Source organism: Magnetospirillum sp., from assembly GCA_027532905.1.
Taxonomy (GTDB): Bacteria; Pseudomonadota; Alphaproteobacteria; order CACIAM-22H2; family CACIAM-22H2; genus Tagaea.
This window is the reverse complement of sequence record JAPZUA010000004.1, coordinates 57,402-81,296: the sequence shown is the minus strand read 5'-3', so window position 1 is coordinate 81,296 and position 23,895 is coordinate 57,402. Positions and strand designations below refer to the sequence as shown.

Below are 23,895 nucleotides of genomic sequence, written 5' to 3'. Positions count from 1 at the left end.
TGCCGTTTGAAGTCGGCTGCGAATGATTGTTGGCGCCCGGCATTGCAGGATCGGAATCTACCCAGCTGGTCCAATCCGTATTGTGTCCCACGCTTGCATTGCGCTAGAGCAATGCGCCGCCTTCGCGAATTCGGCAAGCTTCACACGCTTCGCGCCGACATTTCGAAGGGACATTCCGCCCATGGCTGCCGCATCTGCCGCCGAACGTACCGGCCTTACGGCCGCCGAAGCCCAGCAGAGGCTCGCAACAGACGGGCCCAATGCCCTGCCGCAGACGGCCCGCCGAACCGCGCTGCGCATCGTATCCGAGGTTGTGCGCGAGCCGATGCTCGCCCTGCTTATCGGCGGCGGCGTGGTCTATCTGGTGCTTGGCGACGTCCAGGAAGCGATCCTGCTGCTCGTCTTCGCCGGCATGTCCGTGGTCATCACGGTGGTGCAGGAAGCGCGCACCGAGCGCGTGCTCGAAGCGTTGCGCGATCTCACAAGCCCGCGTGCCCTCGTGCTTCGCGACGGCACGCGCCAGCGCATCGCCGGCAGCGAAGTCGTGCGCGGCGATCTCGTCGTGCTTGCCGAAGGCGATCGTATCCCCGCCGATGCGCGGCTCGTCGAAGCGCAGGATTTGCAGACGGACGAGTCGCTGCTCACGGGCGAGTCGGTACCCGTGCGCAAAGTTCCGTCCGTGCAGGCGCAGGATGCGCCGAAGCGACCGGGCGGCGACGATCTGCCGTTCGTCTATTCCGGCACGCTCGTCGTTCGCGGCTTGGGCCTTGCCGAGGTTCTGGCGACGGGGCCGCGCAGCGAAATCGGCCGCATCGGACGTTCGCTGGGCGAGCTTGAAACCGCAGCCCCGCATCTGCAGATCCAGACGCGCAAGCTCGTGCGCGTCTTCGCGCTGGTCGGTGCCGCCGTAAGCGTGCTCGTGGTCGTGCTGTACGGCACGCTGCGTGGCGGCTGGCTCGATGCTGTCTTGGCTGGCATTGCCGTGGGCATGTCGATGCTGCCCGAGGAGTTTCCGGTCGTGCTCGCCGTTTTCATGGCGATGGGGGCCTGGCGCATCTCGCAAGTGCGCGTGCTCACGCGGCGCGCAAGTGCGATCGAAACGCTCGGGTCGGCGACGGTCCTGTGCACCGACAAGACCGGGACGTTGACCGAGAACCGCATGGCGATCGCCGAGTTGCGGCTTGCCGACGGGACGGTCGCGACACTTGCTGCGACGCCGGCAGCGCTCGGCGAGCCGTTCCAGCATTTGGTACGTGTGGGCGCACGCGCCAGCACGCCCAAGCCCTTCGATCCGATGGAAAAGGCGATTTTCGACATTGCCGACAACGCCGTCTTGGTCGCACCGCTTGCCGACGCAGCGGCCGTGTCGGCACCGCTGAAAAGCTATGCGCTGCGGTCCGAGTGCTTGGCCATGACGAATGTCTGGCCCGGCACAGATGCCTCTGCCCCGTATGTCGCTGCGGCAAAGGGAGCTCCGGAAGCGATCGCGGCCCTCTGCCGTCTCGATGCCGAGGCGCGCGCGCGTCTCGAAAAATCGGTCGAGGAAATGGCAGCGGCGGGGCTGCGCGTGTTGGGCGTGGCGCAGGCCGAATTCGCCGATGCCGCGTTTCCGGAGACGCAAGAGGGGTTCGCCTTCGTCTTTATCGGGCTTTTGGGCCTGTCGGATCCGCTGCGCGCGAGTGTACCCGCAGCGGTCAAAGAATGTCGGGCCGCCGGCATTCGCGTGGTGATGATCACCGGCGACTATCCGGCAACCGCGCTTGCGATCGCGCGGGCCGCCGGGCTTGAGGGTACTGATATCGTCGCGGGCGACGCGCTCGCAACGCTTTCGGACGCCGACCTCGCTAAGCGTGTCGCAACTGCCACGGTCTTTGCGCGCGTGATGCCGGAGCAGAAGCTGCGCATCGTGCGCGCTTTGCAGGCCAATGGCGACGTCGTGGCGATGACCGGCGACGGTGTCAACGATGCGCCCTCGCTCAAAGCTGCCAATATCGGCGTCGCGATGGGAAAGCGCGGCACGGACGTTGCGCGCGAGGCGTCGTCGATCGTGCTTCTCGACGACGATTTTGGCTCGATCGTCGCGACCGTCAAACTCGGTCGGCGCATCTACGACAATCTGCGCAAGGCGATGAGTTTCATATTGGCAGTGCATGTGCCGATCGCGGGTCTCGCTTTGCTGCCACTGCTTTTCGGGTTGCCGATCCTTTTGGGGCCGGTGCATATCGCGTTTCTGGAAATGGTGATCGACCCGGTCTGCTCGCTCGTGTTCGAAGCCGAGACGGCCGAGGACGATTTGATGCGCCGCCCGCCGCGAGATCCCGTCGAGCCGTTGTTCTCGCGCGCGATGGTGGTCTGGAGCGTGCTCCAGGGCGTCTTCGCGTTCGGGCTTGTGGCGGCCATCTTCGTCGTCGCGTTCAAGCGCGGCATGCCGGCCGACGAGGTGCGCGCCCTTGCCTTTTTCTCGCTGGTCACGGTGATTGTCGCACTCATTCTCGTCAACCGCTCGGCGAGCGCTTCGCTCTTGCAGGCGATCCGGCGGCCCAATCGCGCCCTTGCGATCGTGCTGCCTTTCGTCGTTCTGATGCTGGGGGCCACGCTGGCCATTCCGGCCCTGCGCGATCTGTTCCGCTTCGGCCCGCTGCATGCCGACGATCTTCTGCTGACCGTCGGTGCTGGGCTGTTGGTTCTGGTCGTGCTCGAGATCGCCAAGCCGCTGCTGCGCAGGGCGATGGTGCCAGTCAGGCGCGCTTGAGGAGGCCCGCCAGTAGATTCTCGGTTGCCGCCTCGATCGCGCGGGCGGGTTCTTTCCACGGAAATTGCGGCATCGAAACCGTCAGCATGATCATGCCGTGCCCAAGCATCCAGATCGTCTCCGCGATCGCCACCGGATCGCGTGCGGCAAAGGTGCCTGCCGCGACCAAGCGCTCGACCAGGGCGAGCAGACGGCCGAAAAGCTGCGGGCCGACATTGCCCGCAGCCTCGTTCGGGCTTGCCTCGAGATGCGTGGCTGCCCCAATTCCTTGGCTCTTGATCGAAAATACCATGCGATAGGCGTCGGGATGCGTTTGGCCGAACAGCACATAGGCGGCCATGAAGCCTTTGAGCTTTTCGAGATCGTTTGCGTGCGTGGCGTCGAGCGCATCGAATTGGACCAGCAACTCGCCCATCGTGCGGTCGCACAAGGACAGCAGGATCGCATCGCGCGTCGGGAAATAGACGTAAAGCGCCGTCGAAGACGTGCCGATTTCGGCAGCAATGGCGCGGACGGTTACGCGCTCGATGCCGTCGCGCAGCAAGATGCGCTGGGCGGCATCGAGAATCTCGGCTCGCCGCTCATGCCCGGAGCCTTTTGGCTTTCTTTGTAAAATCAATGCCTTGGACACTTCCTGCGCCTCGATCGATAAAACGCGCCTTGACAGATAAGTTATCAATGATAACTTATCATACATAAGTTAACAACGATCACTTTCTTCCGACTCCAGCCTTTCGCGAGGTCGAATATGCCACGGATTTTGTTTGCGCTGATGGGCTTCGCCGCAATGGGCACGTTGGCCGCCTGCGGCGAAGCACCGGCCCGGCCGGAGGAAATTCGGCCCGTGCGCCTGATCGATCTGCAGCAAAGCCCGCGCGAAACGACACTGCAGTTTTCGGGCGAGATCGTGCCGCGGATCGAAACGGCACTGGGTTTCCGGGTTGCGGGCAAAATGATTGAAAGGCGGGTCGATCTGGGTGCGCGCGTCGAAGCTGGCCAGATCCTGGCGCGGTTGGATGCGCGCGATCTTGCCTTGTCCGAACGCAGTGCCCGGGCCGGCGTCGCGGCGGCCCAGTCGCAACTCGAACTCGCAACGGCCGATTTAGCGCGCCAGCGTGCGCTGCTCGAGCGCGGCCATATCGCGCAATCCCAGTTCGACCGGTTCGAAACGCAGTATCGCGCCGCCAAAGCAGCACTGGACCAGGTCGAATCGCAAGCGCGCGAACGCGCCAACCAGACCGGCTACACGAATCTTGCGGCCGACGCTGCCGCGATCGTCACTTCCGTCGAGGCCGAACCCGGTCAAGTCTTGGGTGTCGGCCAAACCGTGTTCCGCCTTGCACGGCTCGATGGCCGCGAAGTGGCAATCGCGGTTCCCGAATCGCAGGTCGATCTGTTTTTCCCCGGCGCTGCCGTAAAGGTCGATCTGTGGGCCGCTGCCGGTGCTGCAATTGACGGGCGGGTCCGCGAAATCTCCGCGATGGCGGACCGGGCCACGCGCACCTATCGCGTACGCATCGCGATCCCCGATGCTCCGCCCGCCTATCGGCTCGGCATGACGGCGAACGTGTCGTTTGCCGTACCCGCTGCGATCAGCGGCGTGGAAGTGCCGCTGTCGGCCGTGATTGCCAAGGGACCCGAGAAATACGTCTGGATCGTGCCGGTCGGCAGCGACGTCGCAACGCCGCGCATCGTCGAGGTCGCGGGAACGCGCGGCGAAAATCTCGTTGTTGCGGGTGACCTTTCCGCCGGCGACCGGATCGTTGCGGCGGGTGCCCATCTGCTGCGCGACGGCCAGCGTGTGCGCGTGGCCGCGGTGTTGCCGTGAGCGCGCAACGCTTCAACCTGTCGGCCTGGGCGATCGCGCACGCGTCGTTCACGCGCTTTGTCGTGGTACTGCTGATGGCGGCAGGCATCCTCGCCTTCTTCAAGCTAGGCCAGAAAGAAGATCCCGATTTCACGTTTCGCGTGATGGTGTTGCAAACCGCGTGGCCGGGGGCGACCGCCGACGAGGTGCAAAACCAAGTCACGGCCCGCCTCGAGCGCAAACTCCAGGAAGTGCCCTATCTCGATTTCACGCGCTCCTCGTCGCGGCCGGGCGAATCGCTGATCTTCGTCAATCTGCGCCAGGACGTGCCGCCCAAACAGGTGGCCGACATCTGGTACCAGGTCCGCAAGAAAATCGGCGACATCCGCGCGACCTTGCCCGCGGGCGTGCAAGGTCCGTTCTTCAACGACGAATTCGGCGACACCTACAGCGCCATCTACGCGCTGACCGGCGAGGGCTACGGCTTCCGCCAGCTCAAAGACCAAGCCGATCTGCTGCGCGACGCGCTGCTGCGCGTGCGCGGCGTGGAGAAGATCGACGTGATCGGCGAACAGGCGGAGCGCGTCTTCGTGACCGTTTCCAATCGGCGTCTGGCGCAACTTGGCATCGACGTGGATGCGATCGCGCGCGCGGTCGGCGGCCAGAACGATGTCGAGCCGGCAGGTACGGTCAACACGGCGGCGCGCGACGTGCGCTTGCGCGTCGAAGGCGGGGTGGACCGCATGGCGGAGATCGCCGAGATCAGGCTGCGCGCGGGCGACGCCACAATCCGGCTCGGCGACATCGCCGAGGTTACGCGCGGCTATGTCGACCCGCCGATCTTCCGCATGCGTTTCCAGAATCGCGACGCGATCGGGCTGGGCGTCGTCATGGCGCGCGACGGCAACGTCGTCGAACTGGGCCCGCGCCTCGACGCCGCGATCGCCGCGGCAGGCGCGCAAATGCCGCTCGGGATCGAGATCGGCAAGGTCGCCGACCAGCCGCAGATCGTCGGTCGCTATATCGGCGAGTTTCTGACCACGCTGCTCGAGGCGATCGCGATCGTGCTGGTCGTGAGTTTTCTAAGCCTCGGGCTTCGCACCGGCATCGTCGTGGCGCTCACGATCCCGCTCGTGCTGGCGATCACGTTTCTCGCGATGGATTATTTCGGCATCGCCCTCCAGAAGATTTCGCTGGGTGCTTTGATCATCGCGCTTGGCCTGCTCGTCGACGATGCGATGATCGCAGTCGAGATGATGGCCCGCAAACTCGAAGAGGGCATGGACAAGGCGGCCGCTGCGACCTACGCCTTCACCTCGACCGCCATGCCGATGCTGACCGGCACGTTGATCACGGTCGCGGGCTTCCTCCCCGTCGGCCTCGCCAAATCGACGGCGGGCGAATACACGTTTTCGATCTTCGCCGTGGTCGGGATAGCCCTTGTCGTTTCGTGGTTCGCGGCCGTGTTTTTCACGCCGTATCTGGGCTACGTGCTGCTCGCCGAGCGCAAGGCGCACGGGGCGCACAACGTGTTCGACACGCGCTTCTACAAGGGTTTACGCAGCTTCGTCGATGGGTGCCTGCGCTATCGCTGGCTCGTGATCGGTGCCACGGGCTTCTTGTTCGCGGCCGGCATCGCCGGGCTCGCCGTCGTGCCCAAGCAGTTCTTTCCGGCCTCGAACCGCGCCGAGGCGATGGTCGAGCTTTGGCTCCCCGAAGGCAGCGGATTTGCCGCAAGCGAAGCGGCGGCCAAGCAGATGGAGCGCGCGCTCGCTGGCAACCCCGACGTCGTCAATATCGCGACCTATGTCGGCGGCGGCAGCCCGCGCTTCTATCTGCCGCTTGACCAGCAGCTGCAATCCTCGAACTTCGCCCAGCTTGTCGTATTGACGGCCGACCTCGAGGCGCGCGAGCGCGTGATCGCGCGTATTCGCACCGAGCTCGGCGCAAATGCGGCAGGCGTGCGCGGCCGCGTCGATCGCCTCAATAGCGGCCCGCCGGTCGGCTGGCCCGTGCAGTTTCGCGTGCGCGGCGACGATCCGGCGGTGCTGCGCAAATTCGCCGACGCCGTCAAAGACCAGGTGCGCGCGCATCCCGCGACGTTCGACGTGCACGACGATTGGCGCGAGGCTGTGTCGAGCTTGCGCATCGCGATCGACCAAGACCGTGCGCGTGCCCTCGGCATCACTTCGCAGACTGTGCGGCGCACGCTGGCAGGCGTGACCGCCGGTGTCGCCATCGGCGGCTATCGCGAAGACGATGCGATAATCCCGATTCTGCTGCGCGCACCAGCCGACGAGCGCACGGCCTTGGCGACACTCGGGCAGGTCTATGTGCGCGCCGCGAACGGCGTTTCCGTGCCGCTCGCGCAGATCGCGCGCCTTGTGCCCGACAGCGAGGCCGGCATTGTGTGGCGGCGCAATCGCATGCCGACGATCACGGTGCAGGCCAATCTGCCGGACAGCGTGCAGCCGCCCGACGTGTCCAAGGCGATCGACGCGGCCCTTGCCCCGCTGCGTCGCCAATTGCCGGCCGGCTACACGATCGAGGCGGGCGGGGCGGTCGAGGAGAGTGCCAAGTCGCAAGCCTCGATCTTCGTCAATCTGCCGCTGGTCGCGGTCGCGACCCTGGTGCTGCTGATGCTGCAGCTGCATCATTTCGGGCGCGCGATGCTGGTTTTCCTGACCGCCCCCTTGGGCATCATCGGGGCCGCAGGCGCCTTGCTGATTTTCCAGCTGCCGTTCGGCTTTACGGCGATCCTGGGCGTGATTGCGCTCTCGGGCATGATCATGCGCAATTCGGTCATTCTGGTGGACCAGATCGAGCGCGAAATTGCGGCCGGCCACGATTCCTGGACCGCGATCGTCGAGTCGACCGTGGCACGGTTCCGGCCGATTATGCTGACTGCTGCGGCCGCGATCCTGGCGCTCATTCCGCTTACCCGCAACGTGTTCTGGGGGCCGATGTCGGCCGCCATGATGGGTGGGCTCGTGGTCGCAACCCTGCTCACGGTCACGTTCCTGCCGGCCCTCTATGCGGCCTGGTTCCGCGTGAAACGGCCCCATCCCGTCGCCGAACCCCTCCCCCAACTGGCGGCTGCGGCAGCCGAATAGGGTTTTGGCGCCAAGCCCCCTGGCGGCAGCGCCATGGCGCCGCCATAATCGTTCGTAACTTGTCGCTTCGCGGTTGCGAAACGCCAAGGGGAATCCACGGGGGACCAATGGAATCGATCTACTACGTCGTGAGCTGGGCCTGCCATCGGCGCTGCAAACATTGCTACGAAGAGCGCTTCCGGCCCTACAATGCCGAGGAGATGAAGGGCGTTCTGGCCGAAGCGGTTGCGGCCTTCCCGCGCATCGTCGATGCATTGCCCGAGCGCCTGGTCTATCGCGACCGAACGGCCCCGAACGCCGACGGCAGCCTGCCCGAGAAAGTCGGCCGCGTGATTCTCTCGGGCGGAGAATCGCTGCTCGATCCGATCCGCGAGAACGTCACCTACAAGGTCATCGAGCGGCTGCAGGCGCGCTATCGCGACAATGGCGGCGTTAAGGTCGTCGTGCAGACGACCGGCGATCTCGTGACGCCGCGCATCCTCGACGACCTGCTTGAGCGCGGAATCTGGATGCTCTCCTGCGCTGGGCTCGACGATTTCCACGTCAATATCGATCCCGAACGCCTCAAGGACGAGCTCACGCGATTGTTCGAATCGCGCGGCATGGCGGTCTCGGGCCTTGCAGCCCAGAACCGCAATTGGCTCGACGAGACCGGGCCGCTCTTCAGCTTCTTCGGCGCCACACCCGATGCCTGGATCGGCAAAATCTGGCCGCGCGGCCGAGCGTGGACCAACGGACTTTCGACCGCAACGCTCGACGACAATTTCTGCGGCCGCTGGTCTGGCGGTCTCGATTTTCTGCGCCACGGCTATTCGGGTGCTGAAGTGTCGATCGAGCCCAATGGCGACGTCTATCCGTGCTGCATGAAAACCAAAATGCCGATCGGCAATCTGCAGCAGGACACGCTGATCGAGATACTCGACTCGCTGGCGGGCGATCCGGCCTTCCAGGCGATCTCGGCGGGCACGCCCGACCGCATGGGGCTCGCCGATGGCTGGTCGGTCGAAAAATTCCGCGCCAAATCCGCGACCACGACGCCGACTGGCAAGCCCTACGCCAATCTTTGCATCGGCTGCGATCGTTTCCATGAAGAAGTGCTCGCACCGCGCCTTGCGGCCGCCGCCGAACGCCGGCGCGTCGCACGGATGGCGGCAGCCCAATGAGGATCACGCGTCGGCATTTCGTCGCTGCGGCAGCCTCTGCTGCCGTTTTTCCGTCGCCGCGTGCAAGCGCGCAAGCGGCGTGGGGGCAAACGCTGGCCCAAGCGCGCGGCAAGCCAGTGTTTTTCAATGCCTGGGGCGGGGACGAGCGCACGAACGCCTTCATCGAATGGACGGCGATCCGCTTGCGCGCCGAATTCGGCATCGAGCTGCGCCATGTGCGTTTGCGCGACACAGCCGAGGCTGTGCAGCGCGTGATCGCCGAGAAGTCGGCGGGCCGCGATGCAGGCGGGGCGGTCGATCTTGTGTGGATCAACGGTCCCAATTTCGTCGCCATGAAAGAACGCGGCCTTCTGTTCGGGCCGTTTGCGCAGGAATTGCCGAATTTCCGCTATGTCGATACGGTCGGCAAACCCTCGACGATCGTCGACTTCACGGTGCCCGTCGAAGGTTATGCGGCTCCTTGGCGCATGGCGCAGATCGTTTATGTGTACGATGCGGCACGGCTCGCAAACCCGCCGCGTTCGATCCCGGCTTTGCGCGACTGGGCGCTTGCCAACCCGGGGCGCACCACGCATCCGGCTGTGCGCAATTTTCTTGGGGCGACGTTCCTCAAGCAGGCCCTGTTCGAGCTTGCACCCGATTCCGCGGTGCTGCAGCGCGAGGCAGGCGGCGAATACGAAGCAAGCGTTGCCCCCTTGTGGCGCTGGTACGATGCGCTGCGCCCGGCTTTGTGGCGCCAGGGCCGCCAATTTCCCGACAGCGGGCCCGCCCAGCGCCAGCTTTTGAACGACGGCGAGATCGATCTGATGGTGTCGTTCAATCCGGCCGAAGCGGCCGTGTCGATCGCCAACGAATTGCTGCCCAAAACCGCGCGCGTCTATACGATGGCGGCGGGCACCATCGGCAATACGAGTTTTGTGGCGATCCCCTACAATGCCGCCAACCGCGCGGCTGCCATGGTTGCGTCGGATTTTCTGATGGGGCCGGAGGCGCAGGCGCGCATGAGCGATCCGCGCCAACTCGGCAATCCGAGCGTGCTCGACATCGCGAAGCTGCCGGAAGAAGCGCGCCGTTTCTTCGCCGCCGTTCCGCCGATCGCCGGCATGCCGACGCAAGCCGAGCTTGGCCGCGTGTTGCCCGAGCCGCATCCAAGCTGGATGACGCGCATCGCCGCCGATTGGGAACGGCGCTATACCGGCTGACATGGCGCTTGGTGTCGTCCCTTATCTGACGCTTGCGTTGTTTTTGGGGCCGGTTGCGGCGGGTCTTGTTTTCACGCTGCTGCCTGCCTTCGGCTATCTGCCTGCTCTGGGCGAAACGCAAATCGGTTTCCGGGTTTTCGAACGCCTGTTCGATCAGCCGGGTTTGGCGGGCAGCGTTGTATTGACCCTCGGCACCGGGTTTGCCGCAAGCCTGATTTCGCTTGGGCTTGCCTTGGGCTTCTGTGCGGCGGCCCATGGAAGGCCAATCTTCCGCAGCGCCGAGCGATTGCTCGCACCGCTGCTGGCCACGCCGCACGCGGCGATCGCACTCGGCTTTGCGTTTCTGATTGCTCCCTCGGGCTGGCTCGTTCGGCTCGTGTCGCCGGAACTCACCGGCTGGACGCGCCCGCCCGATTTCGCGAGCGTGGGCGATTCAGCGGGGATTGCGCTCGTGCTGGGCCTGGTACTCAAGGAAGCGCCCTATCTGCTGCTGATGGCGGTTGCCGCCCACGGGCAGATCGCGGCGACAGCCACAATGGCAACGGCGCGCACGCTTGGCTATTCGCCGTTTGCCGCGTGGCTAAAGGCGATTCTGCCGCAGCTCTATCCGCAGATCCGTTTGCCGATCTACGCGGTGCTGGCGTTTTCGCTGTCTGCGGTCGATGTGGCGTTGATCCTCGGGCCGTCGAACCCGCCGCCTTTGGCTGTACTCGCCGTGCGTTGGGCCAACGATCCGCTGCTCGATCTGTTTTTGCCGGCAATGGCGGCGGCCAGTCTTCAGCTGTTGCTTGTTGCCGGTGCGATCGGCCTTTGGCGGCTCGGCGAAGCGGCAGTTGCGCATCTGGCACGTCCGTGGCTTGCCGACGGCACGCGGGGCCGCACCCTCGAACATGCGGCACCGGTCGCCCGTGCCACGCTGGTCGCCGTTGCCGCGATCAATGCCGTTTGCGTTGCGGCGATGGCACTGTGGTCGGTCGCAACGGCGTGGCGCTTTCCGCACGCATTGCCCGAACGCTGGAGCTTCGACAACTGGATGCGCGCAGCCGGACGCCTTGCCGAGCCTGCCGCCACGACCTTGTCGGTCGCGGCGGCGGCGACCGTCGCTGCACTCGTGCTTGTTTGTCTGTGCCTTGAAAACGAGACGCGCCGCCAGCGTGCGGCGGGGCCTTCGGCTTTGTGGGCGCTCTATCTGCCGCTGCTGGTGCCGCAGATCTCGTTCCTGCTCGGCGCGCAAAGCCTCTTGGTGCGGCTGGGCTGGGACGGCACATGGGCGGCACTCGTATGGTTCCATCTGCTGTTCGTGCTGCCGTATGTGTTTCTGGTGCTGGCCGATCCGTGGCGCGCACTCGATCCGCGCTACGCCAAGCTCGCCGCGTGCTTGGGTGCAGCCCCATGGCGCGTGTTTTTCGCCGTGCGCTTGCCGCTGCTGCTGCGCCCGCTCTTGGTCGCCGCCGCCGTCGGCTTTGCGGTCAGCGTCGGGCTTTATCTGCCGACTGTGCTGGGCGGCGGCGGCAGGCTCACGAGCCTTGCGACCGAGGCCGTGTCGCTCGCCTCGGGCGGCGATCGGCGCATCGTCGGCGTCTATGCGTTTTTGCAGGCCCTGCTGCCGCTGCTGGCTTACGGCTTGGCGCTGGCCGTGCCCGCGTTCTTGTTTCGCGATCGACGGGGGCTGAGATGAGCGGCCTTGTATTCGAACATGTGCGCTTGGCGGCAGGGCCGCGCGTGCTGGTCGCTGATTTCTCGCTCGCCATCGCACCCGGCGAAATCGCGACTGTGATGGGCGCTTCGGGGACAGGCAAATCGAGCCTGCTCGCCTATGCCTGCGGCACCCTGGCGCCGGGCCTTGCAGCGCGCGGCTCGGTGCGGCTCGACGGCGTCGAGATCAGCGCCTTGCCGCCCGAGCGTCGCCGCATCGGCATCCTGTTCCAGGACGATCTCTTGTTTCCGCATCTGTCGGTCGGCGCCAATCTCGGTTTCGGTCTGCGCGCCGACGCAAACGACCGCCGTGCCCGCATCGAAGAAGCGCTTGCAGCCGCAGGCCTCGCTGGCTTTGCCGTGCGCGATCCGGCGACTTTGTCGGGCGGCCAGCGCCAGCGCGTGGCGCTCATGCGCGCGTTGCTGGCCGAGCCTGCGGCGATCCTGCTCGACGAGCCGTTCGGCAAGCTCGACGCCGATCTGCGCGCGCAGATGCGTGAATTCGTGTTTGCGCATGTGCGCGAGCGCAAGCTGCCGTGCCTCATGGTTACCCACGACAGCCAAGATGCCGTTGCGGCGGGCGGCGTTGTGCGCACGCTCGAGAATTTCGCCTGACGCGAAAGCTTCCGTCAGTAGATCGCCGGCACGTACATCTCGCGCGGCACGGGCCCGCGAATATAGTCGGGATTGTAGACGCGGGCGGGCAGTTCGACCGGCTCGTGCTGCACCTCGCCGTACGGGATTTGGCTCAGCAGATGGCTGATGCAGTTGAGGCGCGCGCGCTTCTTGTCGACGGCCTCCACGACCCACCACGGCGCTTCCGGAATATGGGTGTGCTGCAGCATCGCTTCTTTGGCCTTCGTGTACTGCTCCCAGCGCACGCGCGACTGCAGATCCATCGGGCTCAGTTTCCACTGTTTCATTGGATCGTGGATGCGCATTTGGAAGCGCAGATGCTGCTCGCTGTCGGTGATCGAGAACCAGTATTTGACGAGCACGATGCCCGAGCGCACGAGCATGCGCTCGAATTCCGGCACGGTGCGGAAAAATTCTTCGACCTGCGCTTCGTTGCAGAAGCCCATCACGCGTTCCACACCCGCCCTGTTGTACCAGGAGCGGTCGAACAGCACGATTTCGCCGCCCGCCGGCAGATGCGACACGTAGCGCTGGAAATACCATTGCGTGCGTTCGCGCTCGTTGGGGGCGGGCAGGGCCGCCACGCGGCAGACGCGCGGATTGAGGCGCTGGGTGATGCGCTTGATCGCCCCGCCCTTGCCGGCCGAATCGCGCCCTTCGAAGATCACGACGATCTTGAGCTTCTTGTCGACGACCCAATCCTGCAGCTTCACAAGTTCGCTCTGCAGCCGGAACAGCTCGCGGAAATAGATGCGCCGGTCGATCGAGTTCTGCTCCGGATGTTCGGACATGCCGTCCATGATCGCGGCCAAGCGGCCATCGTCGATCTCGAGTTCAAGCTCCTCGTCGAAGCTGTCGGCCATTTCGGCCATCACGCGTTCGTGGATGGTTTTGGCGTCGTTCCGGTCGCTGCTCATGGGGGCCTGCCTCGTCGTTTCCGGTTTCCCGAAACTTTACGCGGCAGCCCGCGTCACAATTATGACGCCGAGCCTGACATTGGAGCCAATGGCTTGCGGCAGAAGGAGAATTGGCTGGGGCGCTAGGATTCGAACCTAGGTATGTCGGTACCAAAAACCGATGCCTTACCGCTTGGCGACGCCCCAGCAAGGACTTTCAAGGCCCGCGTTTTTAGACCGCCCGCGCGCCCTTGTCGAGAGGGTCAGGCGGCCTTCGCGGCGACGTTTTCGACGTACCAGCGATAGGCGTCGGCCAAGCCCGTTTCGAGGTCGATCTTGGGCCGCCAACCGAGCGCCATCAGCCGCGACGGGTCGGTCAGTTTGCGCGGCGGGCCGTTCGGGCGCGACGTGTCGAACGCGAGCGTGCCCTTGTAGCCCGCTACTTTGCACACGGTCTCGACGAAGGTCTTGATCGAAACGTCGGTGCCCACGCCGACATTGAACGCGTCGAGGCCCGAATAGTTGCGCATCAGGAACACGCACGCATCGGCCATGTCGTCGACATGCATGAATTCGCGCAAGGGCGTGCCGTCGCCCCAAACGGGGATGTTCGGCTCGTTGTTGCGTTTGGCGCGGTGCACCTTGACGATCGTGGCGGCCGGCACATGGCTCATTTCGAGGTCGTAATTGTCGTTGGGGCCGTAGAGATTGGTCGGCATGCAGGCGATGAAATCAACGCCGTACTGCTTTTTGTAGGCCTGGCACATTTTGAGGCCCGCGATCTTGGCGATCGCGTACCATTCGTTGGTCGGCTCGAGCGGGCCGGTCAGCAGCGAATCTTCGTGGATAGGCTGCGGCGCCATGCGCGGATAGATGCAGGTCGAGCCCAGGAACAGGAGTTTGCGGACGCCCGCCTTGTAGGCACCGTCGATGACGGCGTTCTGGATCGCGAGATTCTGATAGAGGAATTCGGCCGGTCGCGTGTTGTTGGCGTGAATGCCGCCCACGCGCGCGGCCGCCAGAAACACCGCATCGGGCTTCTGGGCGGCAAGCCAGCGTTCGACCGCGTCCTGGCGCGTGAGATCGAGCTCGCTCTTGGCCACGGTCAGCACCGTGCAGTCTTCGCGTGCCAGCCGGCGCACGATGGCCGAACCCACCATGCCGCGGTGGCCGGCGACGAAGACGCGTTTTCCCTTGAGGTCGAACTCAGGCGTTGCGGTCATTGCGATGGCTCTCGCGCTCGACGAGTTTGAGGTCCGAGGCAACCATTTCCTCGACCAGCTGTTTGAAGCCGATCTTGTGCTTCCAGCCGAGCTTGGCGCGCGCCTTCGACGGGTCGCCCAACAGGAAATCGACTTCCGTCGGCCGGAAATAGCGCGGATCGATCTCGACGAGGACCTCGCCGGTCTTGGCGTCCACGCCCTGTTCGTCCACGCCCTTGCCGCGCCATTCGATGGGCCGGCCGATCTGCGCAAACGCGATATTCACGAATTCGCGAACGGTTTGGGTTTCGCCGGTGGCCAGCACGTAGTCGTCCGGTTCGGCCTGCTGCAGCATCAGCCACATGCCTTCGACGTAGTCGCGCGCATGGCCCCAGTCGCGGTAGCTGTCGATGTTGCCGAGATAGAGCTTCTTCTGGAAACCGAGCTTGATGGCGGCAACCGCACGCGAGATCTTGCGCGTGACGAAGGTTTCGCCGCGCGTCGGGCCTTCGTGGTTGAACAGAATGCCGTTCGAGGCGTGCATGCCGTAGGCTTCGCGGTAGTTGACCGTGATCCAGTAGGCATAGAGCTTGGCGGCGGCATAGGGGCTGCGCGGGCGGAAGGGGGTGGTTTCCTTCTGCGGGCGCTCTTGCACGAGGCCGTAGAGCTCCGAGGTACTCGCCTGATAGAAACGCGCGGTCTTTTCCATGCCGAGGATGCGGATCGCTTCGAGCAAGCGCAGCGTGCCGATTCCGTCGGAATTGGCCGTATATTCGGGCGTTTCGAAGCTCACGGCCACATGGCTCTGGGCCGCGAGATTGTAGATCTCGGTCGGCTGGGTCTGCTGGACCAAGCGGATCAGGTTCGTGGCGTCGGTCAAGTCGCCGTAATGCATGAAAAACCGCACGCCGTGCTCGTGCCGGTCGGCATAGAGATGGTCGACGCGCGCCGTATTGAACGACGAGGACCGGCGCTTCACGCCGTGGACGATATAGCCCTTCTGCAGCAGCAATTCGGCCAGATAGGCGCCGTCTTGGCCGGTGATCCCGGTAATGAGTGCCACGGGTTTCGACATGATTTTTTCCAGCAAAGATACGTGGGAGGGGAGGGGTTTAGCATCAAGGATGGCGGGCGACAACGGCGCTTGCAGACCCCTTATGCCACCCCCCAGAGGCGGCCCACCACCCGGCCGGAATCGCGGCTTTGAGGGGGGCCAAAGCCGCTTCAGCTGCCGCCCGGCTGGCAAACAGCGCAAAACACGTGGCCCCGCTGCCGGACATGCGGGAAAGCAGTGCGCCCGGCAGGGAAGCAAGCTGGCCGCGCAAGGCCGCAATCTCGGGCACGCAAGCCTCGGCAGCCTCGGTGAGGTCATTGTCGGTCGCGGCCAGGCTTTGCGCCAAAGCGGCCGCCGTCAGCGGAATCGCAAAGCGTTTGGGTGCCGAAAAGCCGCCGCTGCGGCGCTGGAACACAAGCGGCGTGGCCAGCGCAATGCCCGGATTGGCAAGGATCAGCCCTGCTTCGGGCAACTCGGGGAGTGGGTCGAGAATGTCGCCCACACCCGCAATCCAGCAGGGCTGGCTCGCCAGGCACATCGGCACGTCCGCACCGAGGCGTGCTGCGATCGCATGCAGCTGGCTTGGCGACAGGTCGAGGCGCCAGAGACGCTGGAGGGCGCGCAAAGCGGCGGCGGCGTCTGCCGAGCCGCCGCCAATGCCGCTGGCGACGGGCAGGTTCTTGACCAACCGCAGGGCGGCTGTGCTTGTGTCCGCTTCCAAGGCGGCGCCCGCGCGCAGCACGAGATTGTCCGGCCCCGCCGATAGGCCGGCCGCAAACGGGCCCTCGATCGCAAGACTTGTCGCGTCGGCCGCTTCCGCCGCAACGACGTCGCCGATATCGGCAAAGGCGACGAGCCCGTCGAGCAGATGGTAGCCGTCGGCGCGTCGGCCGACGACCTGCAGACTGAGATTGAGCTTGGCCGGTGCCGCTTCGACGATCATCGCGTGCGCGCAAGCTCGGCGGCGGCAGGTGCGGCGCGCGCCCGGGCGCGGGCCCGCTGCCGCGTGGGTGCGGGCGCATAAAGCGTTTTGCTCGCTTCGACGATCGTAACACCCGCGAGTGCCGGAAACAGCCGTGCGCCTATTCGCTCCCACGCGCGCGCCGAAGACAGCCACAGGCTTCCCGACAGCGGCGGCACGAACAGGCAATTGCGCGTCTGCTGCGGCACGAACAGATTGTCGCGCAGCAGGCGCTGCAGCTGGCCGGAGGTGTAAGGGTGGCCGTGGCCGAACGGCGTGCGGTCGAGGCGCGCCCAGATGCCGCGCCGGTTGGGCACCACGATCAGCACGCGCCCGCTGCCCGACAGCACGCGCCACACCTCGCGCAGAAACGGCCGCAGCGATTCCGCATGCTCGATCGCGTGCACGAGCAGCACGCGGTCGACCGACATGTCCGCCAGCGGCAGCGCTTCTTCTTCGACGAGGCTCGTGGCGTTGGGCCCCTCGGGCGGCCAATGCAGCACGCCCTGCGGGGCCGGCATCATGGCAAGGCAGCGTGCGGCGTTGCCGCGCCAATTGCGCAGATAGGGGACCGCATAGCCGAGCCCGAGGACCGCTTGACCGGCCGCGTCGGGCCAAATCTCCTGTAGGCGCGCGTCGATGAGCCGACGCGCGGTACGGCCCAGGGGGCTTGCGTAGAAATCCCGCAAATCGACGACGTCGGACCACATGACGGGCGCAGTTTCTGCCGTCAGCCGCACAAGGGCAAGTGTCGGATCAAGTACGGCTCCCAATTTCGGCGCAATCGCGTCTAGGATGTGCGCGGGAGGCGGAAAGGGACGCAAACGTGGAGCAGATCAACCAAGCGATCTTGTTGGGCGGATTTCTGGTGGTGCTCAGCATCCTGGCCGGCATGTTCTCGTCGCGCCTGGGGGCACCGTTGCTGCTCGTGTTTTTGGGGCTCGGCATGCTCGCGGGCGAAGACGGGCCGGGCGGCGTTGCGTTCGGCGATTTCAAGCTCACCTATCTCGTGGGCTCGGTGGCGCTTGCGATCATCCTGTTCGACGGCGCGTTGCGCACCTCGCGCCAGACGATCCGGCTTGCGGTCAAGCCGGCCTTCGTGCTCGCCACGCTCGGCGTGGCGATAACCGCCACCATCGTGGGCGCCGTCGCGTTCGTCACGCTGTCGATGTCGCCGATCGCGGCGTTTCTCGTGGGTGCGGTCGTCGCATCGACCGATGCGGCGGCCGTCTTCCTGCTGCTCAACGCGCGCGGGACCGAAATCAACAAGCGCGTGGCCGCCACGCTCGAGGTCGAAAGCGGCCTCAACGATCCGATGGCGGTGTTTCTGACGATCGCGTGCGTCGAATATCTGCTGCATCCGGCCCCGCTCGATTGGACGCTCGGCCTGTTCTTCCTCAAGCAGATGCTGGGCGGGGCTGCGATCGGCATTGCAGGCGGCTTCGTGCTCGTCTGGCTCGTTAACCGCGCCGAACTTGCGGGCGGGCTCTACCCGGTGCTGTGCGCTGCTTTTGCCGTGTCGATTTTCGCGGCCGCCCAATCGCTCGACGCGTCGGGCTTCCTGGCCGTCTATCTTGCGGGCCTCGTGCTTGGCAACCGGCGCCACCGTGCGCAGGCGACGATCCTGCGTTTCCACGACGGGCTCGCCTGGATATCGCAGATTGTGATGTTCCTGATGCTGGGCTTGCTCGTGACTCCATCGAAGCTGTTGCAGCATGTAGGGGCCGAGATCGCGATCGCTGTGGCGCTGGTGCTTATTGCCCGCCCGGCGGCGGTATTTTTGTGCTTGCTGCCCGCGAAATTCGACTGGCGCGAAAAGACCTTCATCTCGTGGGTGGGCTTACGCGGCGCCGTACCGATCTTTCTCGCCTCGATCCCGGTCATCGCAGGCGTGCGCGACGCCGAAATATTTTTCAACGTCGCCTTCGTCGTCGTGCTCGTTTCGCTCGTGGTGCAGGGCTGGACCGTCGGCATTGCCGCTCGCTTTCTGGGGCTCGCATTGCCGCCGCAGATCGACAAGACCGAGCGCACCGACATCGACCTGCCGCTGGTGGCCGACCGCGACGCGGCAAGCTGGCGCGTGGCCGAGCACAGCCCGGCCCTCGACCGGCCCTTCACGGATCTGCCGCTGCCAAGGCGTGCCCGCATCATCGCGGTGATCCGTGCGGGTACGCTGCTCAATCGCCAAGAACTCGAGCGGCTCAGCGTCGGCGACCAGATCATCGCCCTCGTGCCGCCCGAACAGTCGATCGATCTCGATCGGCTGTTCGCACCGCGCCCGGTGCGGCGCAAGAATATCGACGACATGGGCGAGTTCGTGTTTGCGGGCGACGTGAAGCTTGGCGTTTTGTGCGCGCAGTACGGCGTGCCGTTCGAAGCGCCCAACGCCGAGCAGACGCTCGCCGATTTCCTCGCCGAGCGCCTCGGCCCCGACGCTATCCCTGGCGACCGCGTCGCACTGGGGCCGGTTGAACTCGTCGTGGGTGCCATCGCGCGCGGCCGCGCGACCAAAGTCGGCCTTGAACTCGAAGCGCCCGACGAGCGCCTGCCGGTGTTGCGCGCTCTGCAGCGCTTGGCCAATGCTTGGCGCAGCCTGCGCGGTCAGCCGCGCGCGCCGTAAGGGCCCATCGTTGAAGCCGGAGCCCTAAACGCCTAAGCTCGGGCGTTTTCCGCCGATCCACAAAACGGAGTTCCCATGAAACTCGCCTTCAGCGGTGCCAGCCCCTATGCCCGCAAAGTCATGCTCGTCGCGCACGAATGCGGGCTTGCCGACCGTATCGAAAAGGTCGTTACAAGCGTGCGCCCCGACCAGCCCAACCGCGATCTGGGCCGCGACAATCCGCTGATGAAGGTGCCGACCCTGTGGACCGACGGCGGCGAAGCGCTTTACGACAGTCGCGTGATCTGCGCCTATCTCGATTCGCTGCATGGCGGGCGCAAGATCATCCCGGAGGCGGGCGGTGCACGCTGGCAGGCCCTGCGCATCGAAGCTTTGGCCGACGGTGTGGCCGATGCGGGCATTCTCTTGCGCTACGAAGGTGCTTTGCGCCCCGAAGCGTTGCGCTGGAAGGAATGGATCGACGGCCAGACCGCCAAGGTGCAGCAAGGGCTCGACCAGATCGAGCGCGATGCGGCTCTGCTCGATGGCGAATTCGGCATCGGCCAGATCTCGGTCGTCGCCGCCGTTGGCTGGCTGCAATTGCGCGCGGTCGTGGGCGATGCGTATGCCGGTCGCCCGAAGCTTGCTGCCTGGATGCAGAAGATCGCAACCCGCCCGTCGGTCGCCGCCACGATGCCGGTGGCGTAAGCGTTGGACAGTGCTGCTTCGATCATCGCCGCCCTCGAGTTGCGTCCGCATCCCGAGGGCGGCCATTATCGCGAGACCTTCCGCCATGTCGATCCGGCGGGTGCACGCGGGGCCATGACGGCCATCTACTATCTGCTGGCCGCAGGCGAGTTTTCGCACTGGCATCGCGTCGATGCGGCGGAGATTTGGCATTGGTATGCGGGCGCACCGATGGTGCTGACCCTTTCGGCCAACGGCCACGATGCGGAGGCCAAAATCCTCGGTCCTGAAATTCTCGGCGGCCAGCGCCCGCAAGTCACCGTCGAAGCGGGCGTGTGGCAAACGGCGACGAGCCTGGGGGCGTGGACGCTCGTGGGCTGCACGGTGGGCCCGGCTTTTGCGTTCGACGGCTTCGAACTCGCGCCGCCCGATTGGCGCTCGCAGCCGCGTCCTAGAAGCGGCTGAGCATCCGCGCGCGCCACATGAGTCCCGCGACGATCGCGACATTGAGGATGTTCCACGCAACCCCATTGACGAACGCCAGCGCATAGCTGCCGGTCCAGTCGAAGATGGCGCCTGAGAGCCAACCGCCCAACGCCATGCCCACGAGGGTCGCCATTAATACGATGCCGACGCGCATGCCCGCTTCCGAGGCCGGATAGATCGCGCGCACCACAAGCGCGTAGCTTGGCACAATTCCGCCTTGGAACAGGCCGAACAGGGCCGAGATCACGAACAGCGAGGCAAGCCCGTCGAAAAACAAATAAAGTGCGAGCGCCACCATTTGCAGAAACGAGCCGAGCAGCAAGGTCGCAAAACCGCCGATGCGATCGGCGAGCAGGCCCGACAAGATGCGGCTGGCAACGCCGCATGCCAGCATCAGCGACAGCATCTCTGCCCCGCGCGCCGCGCCATAGCCGAGATCGGCGCAGTAGGCGACGATATGGACTTGCGGCATCGCCATGGCCACGCAGCACGCAACACCGGCGACCACGAGCAAGGTCTGGATCGTGCCGCTCGACAAGCCGAGACGAAGCTGCGCCGCCGTCTGAAACGCCTGTGTGCCTTCTGCCTCGTCCGCGGCCGATGGCGGCTTGGCGCGCAGCAGGAGGACCAGCGGCAGCATCGTTGCGAGCACGATCACGCCGATGCCGATATAGGTCTGGCGCCAGCCGAGCGTGTCGAGAAAGGGTTGCATGGCCGGCGGCCAGATCGCCCCGGCCAGATAATTGCCGCACGCGCACAGCGACACGGCGATGCCGCGCCGCCGGACGAACCAGCGCGAGATGTCGGCCATCAGCGGCCCGAACATGGCCGAGCTGCCGAGGCCCGCGATCGCGATTCCGTGCAGAAGTGCGAAGACGACGAGGCTGTCGGCGAAGCCCGCTAGAACATAGCCCGCCGCCATCACGAGCGTGCCGCCGAATACCGGCAACATCGTGCCATAGCGGTCGCACAAGCGCCCCATGACGACGCCGCCGACGGCAAAGCCGATCATCGTCGCGGTGTAGGCGAGCGAGACGTCGGCGCGGCTGGCGCCGAATTCGGCCTGCACCTGCGGCAGCACGACGATGACCGACCACATGCCGACGCAGCCGAGCGTCGAGAGCGCGATCGCAAGGGCAAGCCGCCGCCAGCTCTGCGGCCCGTCGAGCGTTCGTGTGGGGTCGGTCAAGCGGCGCGCCGCGTCGGGCTGACGCAGCCAATCTCGAAACGGGCGTTCACGCGGTGTCTCTCCCGATAGTTGTTGCGGCGACGATAGCGCGTTGCCGCCGCCGTTACGAGCGCGCCGCCAGCAGCCGTCCCGCATTGTCGACGAGGCGGGCGACGGCCGCATCGAGCGTTTCGTATTTCTTGGCAAAGCAGAAACGGATCGTACTGCGCATGCCGGCATCGGCATAGAAGGCCGAAACGGGGATGGCGGCCACACCGGCATCGGCGACCATGCGGCGGCAGAAGGCGGCATCGTCGTCGAGTCCCATCGGCCCGAGATCGACATTGAGGAAATATGTGGCCGCACTCGGCAGTACCGCGAATCCGGCCTGCGCCAAGCCGGTGGCCAGATGGTCGCGCCGTGCCTGTAGGTCAGCGCGCATCGCGTCGAAATGTTCGGCCGGTTTGGCAAGCCCGTAGGCGACCGCACTCTGCAGATTGGGCGGCGTGGTGAAGGTGATGTATTGGTGCGCTTTGGCGAGCACCTTCAGCAAAGAAGGTGCGGCCACGACGAAACCGACTTTCCAGCCGGTCAGATTGAAGATCTTGCCAGCCGAGCCGATCTTGATGCTGCGTTCGCGCAGTTCGGGGATGGCCAGTACCGACACGTGCCGCTGCCCGTCGAACAGCACATGCTCCCAAACTTCGTCGGCGATCACGATCGCGTCGGTGCCGTCGAGCGCTTGGGCGAGGATCGCGAGATCGGCCGCGTCGTAAACGCAGCCCGCCGGGTTCAGCGGATTGTTGAAAAGCACGGCGCGCGTGCGTGGGCCCACTGCGGCCTTGAGCTGCGCCAAATCGAAGCGCCAGTCGGGCGGGCGCAGCTTCACGAATTTCGGCACGCCGCCGGCCCGCTTCACAAGCGGCAGATAGGCGTCGTAGGCAGGCTCGAACAGCACCACCTCGTCGCCGGGTGCGATGCACGCAAGCAAAGCGCCCGCGATGGCTTCGGTCGCACCCGAGGTCACCATCGTCTCGCGCTCGGGATCGATCGCGAGATTCTGGTGGGCGGCATAGTGCGCAGCGATGGCGCTGCGCAATTCGGGCAAGCCCATCATCGGCGGATACTGGTTCCAGCCATCGACGACGGCCTCGGCCGCTTTCTGGCGCACATCGGCCGGGCCCGGATCGTCGGGAAAACCCTGACCGAGATTGATCGCCGCATGCTGGCGTGCGAGCAGCGACATCTCTTCGAAAATCGACGTCGATAGATTGGCGAAGATCGGGTTCAAGGGAGATGCCATACCGGCCAAAGGGACGCGAAGGCGGGCAAAATGCCCAAGGCCGCAGGTCAGGTCAAATCAATTGAATTCCTGCCGCGTTGATGGCATTTTGAGAGGAGTTGAAGTTGATCTTTCCCATTTCCCGTGTTCCTCAGAAAATTTCGACGGCTTAAATGACCAAAAGAACGACGCGTAACGACTCCGCCCCTTCCGACAGCGATTTTCAACCGGCCTTCCTGATGCGCCCGCCGCGCGCAACGTCCGGCGCTGCGCCCGCAGCTTCCCCGGCTGCTGCGGCACCGACACGTCGGGCCCCGGCGTCGCGACAAACAGCGCCGCAGGCCGAAGCCCCGCAATCGCCCGTCTCGCAATCGCCCGTCCTGCAATCCCCCGCCCCGCAACCGGCTGCTGCCGACCCATGGGCGGCCCCGCAGCCGAGCATGTATTCGCCGGCCGTCCCGCTCTACGATTCGCCGCAAGCAACAGCTCCGAGCGCGCCGCCACCGCCGCCGCGCCTGTCCGCCGAAGGGCCGGTGCACGGTATCGTCAAGTGGTTCAACCACGCCAAGGGATTCGGTTTCATCCTGCTCGACGACGGACGCGAAGTGTTCGTGCACAGCAATCGGCTCGACCCCAGCCTGTCGCGCGATCTGAAGCCCGGCCTTGATGCCGATCTGATGATCGTTCCGGTCGCCAAAGGGTTCGCTTGCCAGGAGCTGCGGCGTCTCGGCAGCGATGCCACGCAAGCCAATCTCGAGCGCGTCGGCTGGAAGCCGCAGACCGAGATCAAGCGTGCGGCGCCGAGCGGCCATCAGACTGTGTCGGCGGTCGTAAAGTTCTTCAATGCGCAAAAAGGCTTTGGCTTTGCCGCCCCGGACATGGATCTCGGGCGCGACATCTATCTGCCCGCCCGCGTGCTCGAAGCGGCCGGGCTCGCCGGTCCGCAGAGTGCGGGCATGTCGGTCGAGATCGACTACGTGAAAACCGAGCGCGGTTTCGAGGCGATCGCATTGCGCGCGCTGGCGCAAGCCGCACCGCAGGCGAACCACGGCATGCACGGTCAGGGCTATTCCACGGGAAGCGACGCGTTCGACGCCTACCCGCCGATGCCCGACGAGCCGCCGCACCGTGTGCTGGGGCCTGGCGATTTCGTGGAGCCCTGGCGCCCGGCCTGACGGCCAGTTTGCGGGCG

At 65.4% G+C, this 23,895-nt stretch carries 19 protein-coding genes and 1 tRNA gene; 11 read left to right on the top strand and 9 right to left on the bottom strand.

Annotated features, from left to right (window positions below; genetic code table 11):
* The first annotated feature begins 181 nt into the window (after positions 1–181).
* On the top strand, positions 182–2,752 hold the full coding sequence (locus O9320_14235; GenBank protein MCZ8312005.1) for a cation-translocating P-type ATPase: 2,571 nt from the start codon (positions 182–184) through the stop codon (positions 2,750–2,752).
* Here O9320_14235 and O9320_14230 read toward each other — a convergent pair.
* Complete coding sequence (locus O9320_14230) at positions 2,739–3,371, bottom strand: TetR/AcrR family transcriptional regulator (protein ID MCZ8312004.1); 633 nt, start codon at positions 3,369–3,371, stop codon at positions 2,739–2,741. The two genes, O9320_14235 and O9320_14230, sit on opposite strands and share 14 nt — an antisense overlap.
* A 129-nt stretch (positions 3,372–3,500) precedes the next feature.
* Here O9320_14230 and O9320_14225 point away from each other — a divergent pair, with 129 nt between their 5' ends.
* From O9320_14225 to O9320_14200, 6 genes are all read left to right on the top strand, one after another.
* Complete coding sequence (locus O9320_14225) at positions 3,501–4,580, top strand: efflux RND transporter periplasmic adaptor subunit (protein MCZ8312003.1); 1,080 nt, start codon at positions 3,501–3,503, stop codon at positions 4,578–4,580.
* Complete coding sequence (locus tag O9320_14220; protein ID MCZ8312002.1) at positions 4,577–7,672, top strand: efflux RND transporter permease subunit; 3,096 nt, start codon at positions 4,577–4,579, stop codon at positions 7,670–7,672. The genes O9320_14225 and O9320_14220 overlap by 4 nt, the downstream gene beginning before the upstream one ends.
* A gap of 107 nt (positions 7,673–7,779) precedes the next feature.
* Positions 7,780–8,835 carry an SPASM domain-containing protein gene (locus O9320_14215; GenBank protein ID MCZ8312001.1) on the top strand — a complete coding sequence of 352 codons (1,056 nt, stop codon included), beginning with the start codon at positions 7,780–7,782 and terminating at the stop codon, positions 8,833–8,835.
* Entirely contained in the window at positions 8,832–10,037 is a 1,206-nt protein-coding gene (locus O9320_14210; GenBank protein MCZ8312000.1) for an ABC transporter substrate-binding protein, read from the top strand. The genes O9320_14215 and O9320_14210 overlap by 4 nt, the downstream gene beginning before the upstream one ends.
* A gap of 1 nt (position 10,038) precedes the next feature.
* The gene (locus tag O9320_14205; GenBank protein ID MCZ8311999.1) at positions 10,039–11,715 is read left to right on the top strand and encodes an ABC transporter permease; all 1,677 of its coding nucleotides are present in this window, start codon (positions 10,039–10,041) and stop codon (positions 11,713–11,715) included.
* Positions 11,712–12,347 carry an ATP-binding cassette domain-containing protein gene (locus tag O9320_14200; protein ID MCZ8311998.1) on the top strand — a complete coding sequence of 212 codons (636 nt, stop codon included), beginning with the start codon at positions 11,712–11,714 and terminating at the stop codon, positions 12,345–12,347. Before O9320_14205 ends, O9320_14200 begins: the two co-directional genes overlap by 4 nt.
* Before the next feature lie 14 nt (positions 12,348–12,361).
* Here O9320_14200 and ppk2 read toward each other — a convergent pair whose 3' ends face one another.
* From ppk2 to O9320_14170, 6 genes are all read right to left on the bottom strand, one after another.
* On the bottom strand, positions 12,362–13,285 hold the full coding sequence (gene ppk2, locus O9320_14195) for a polyphosphate kinase 2 (GenBank protein MCZ8311997.1): 924 nt from the start codon (positions 13,283–13,285) through the stop codon (positions 12,362–12,364).
* Between the two features lie 111 nt (positions 13,286–13,396).
* A tRNA-Gln gene (locus O9320_14190) sits at positions 13,397–13,471 on the bottom strand.
* Positions 13,472–13,527: 56 nt separating this feature from the next.
* Positions 13,528–14,487 (bottom strand): GDP-L-fucose synthase, encoded by a 960-nt coding sequence (locus tag O9320_14185; protein ID MCZ8311996.1) that lies wholly within the window; start codon positions 14,485–14,487, stop codon positions 13,528–13,530.
* Positions 14,471–15,541 carry a GDP-mannose 4,6-dehydratase gene (gmd, locus tag O9320_14180; protein ID MCZ8311995.1) on the bottom strand — a complete coding sequence of 357 codons (1,071 nt, stop codon included), beginning with the start codon at positions 15,539–15,541 and terminating at the stop codon, positions 14,471–14,473. Before gmd ends, O9320_14185 begins: the two co-directional genes overlap by 17 nt.
* 43 nt (positions 15,542–15,584) lie before the next feature.
* Positions 15,585–16,463: a 4-(cytidine 5'-diphospho)-2-C-methyl-D-erythritol kinase gene (locus O9320_14175; protein ID MCZ8311994.1), complete on the bottom strand. Its 879-nt coding sequence runs from the start codon at positions 16,461–16,463 to the stop codon at positions 15,585–15,587.
* Complete coding sequence (locus tag O9320_14170) at positions 16,460–17,191, bottom strand: methyltransferase domain-containing protein (GenBank protein ID MCZ8311993.1); 732 nt, start codon at positions 17,189–17,191, stop codon at positions 16,460–16,462. The genes O9320_14175 and O9320_14170 overlap by 4 nt, the downstream gene beginning before the upstream one ends.
* Positions 17,192–17,307: 116 nt before the next feature.
* Between O9320_14170 and O9320_14165 the strand changes: the two genes are divergently transcribed.
* From O9320_14165 to O9320_14155, 3 genes are all read left to right on the top strand, one after another.
* A complete protein-coding gene (locus O9320_14165) occupies positions 17,308–19,101 on the top strand; it encodes a potassium/proton antiporter (GenBank protein ID MCZ8311992.1) in 1,794 nt (597 codons plus the stop codon).
* Between the two features lie 75 nt (positions 19,102–19,176).
* The gene (locus tag O9320_14160; protein MCZ8311991.1) at positions 19,177–19,788 is read left to right on the top strand and encodes a glutathione S-transferase; all 612 of its coding nucleotides are present in this window, start codon (positions 19,177–19,179) and stop codon (positions 19,786–19,788) included.
* A gap of 3 nt (positions 19,789–19,791) precedes the next feature.
* Positions 19,792–20,232 carry a cupin domain-containing protein gene (locus O9320_14155; GenBank protein ID MCZ8311990.1) on the top strand — a complete coding sequence of 147 codons (441 nt, stop codon included), beginning with the start codon at positions 19,792–19,794 and terminating at the stop codon, positions 20,230–20,232.
* Here the strand turns inward: O9320_14155 and O9320_14150 are convergent.
* Together O9320_14150 and O9320_14145 are read right to left on the bottom strand one after the other, a co-directional pair.
* Positions 20,219–21,442 carry an MFS transporter gene (locus O9320_14150; GenBank protein MCZ8311989.1) on the bottom strand — a complete coding sequence of 408 codons (1,224 nt, stop codon included), beginning with the start codon at positions 21,440–21,442 and terminating at the stop codon, positions 20,219–20,221. The two genes, O9320_14155 and O9320_14150, sit on opposite strands and share 14 nt — an antisense overlap.
* A 103-nt stretch (positions 21,443–21,545) precedes the next feature.
* Positions 21,546–22,724 carry an aminotransferase gene (locus tag O9320_14145; protein ID MCZ8311988.1) on the bottom strand — a complete coding sequence of 393 codons (1,179 nt, stop codon included), beginning with the start codon at positions 22,722–22,724 and terminating at the stop codon, positions 21,546–21,548.
* A 419-nt stretch (positions 22,725–23,143) separates the two neighbouring features.
* Between O9320_14145 and O9320_14140 the strand changes: the two genes are divergently transcribed.
* Positions 23,144–23,878 (top strand): cold shock domain-containing protein, encoded by a 735-nt coding sequence (locus O9320_14140; GenBank protein MCZ8311987.1) that lies wholly within the window; start codon positions 23,144–23,146, stop codon positions 23,876–23,878.
* The last annotated feature ends 17 nt before the right edge of the window (positions 23,879–23,895 follow it).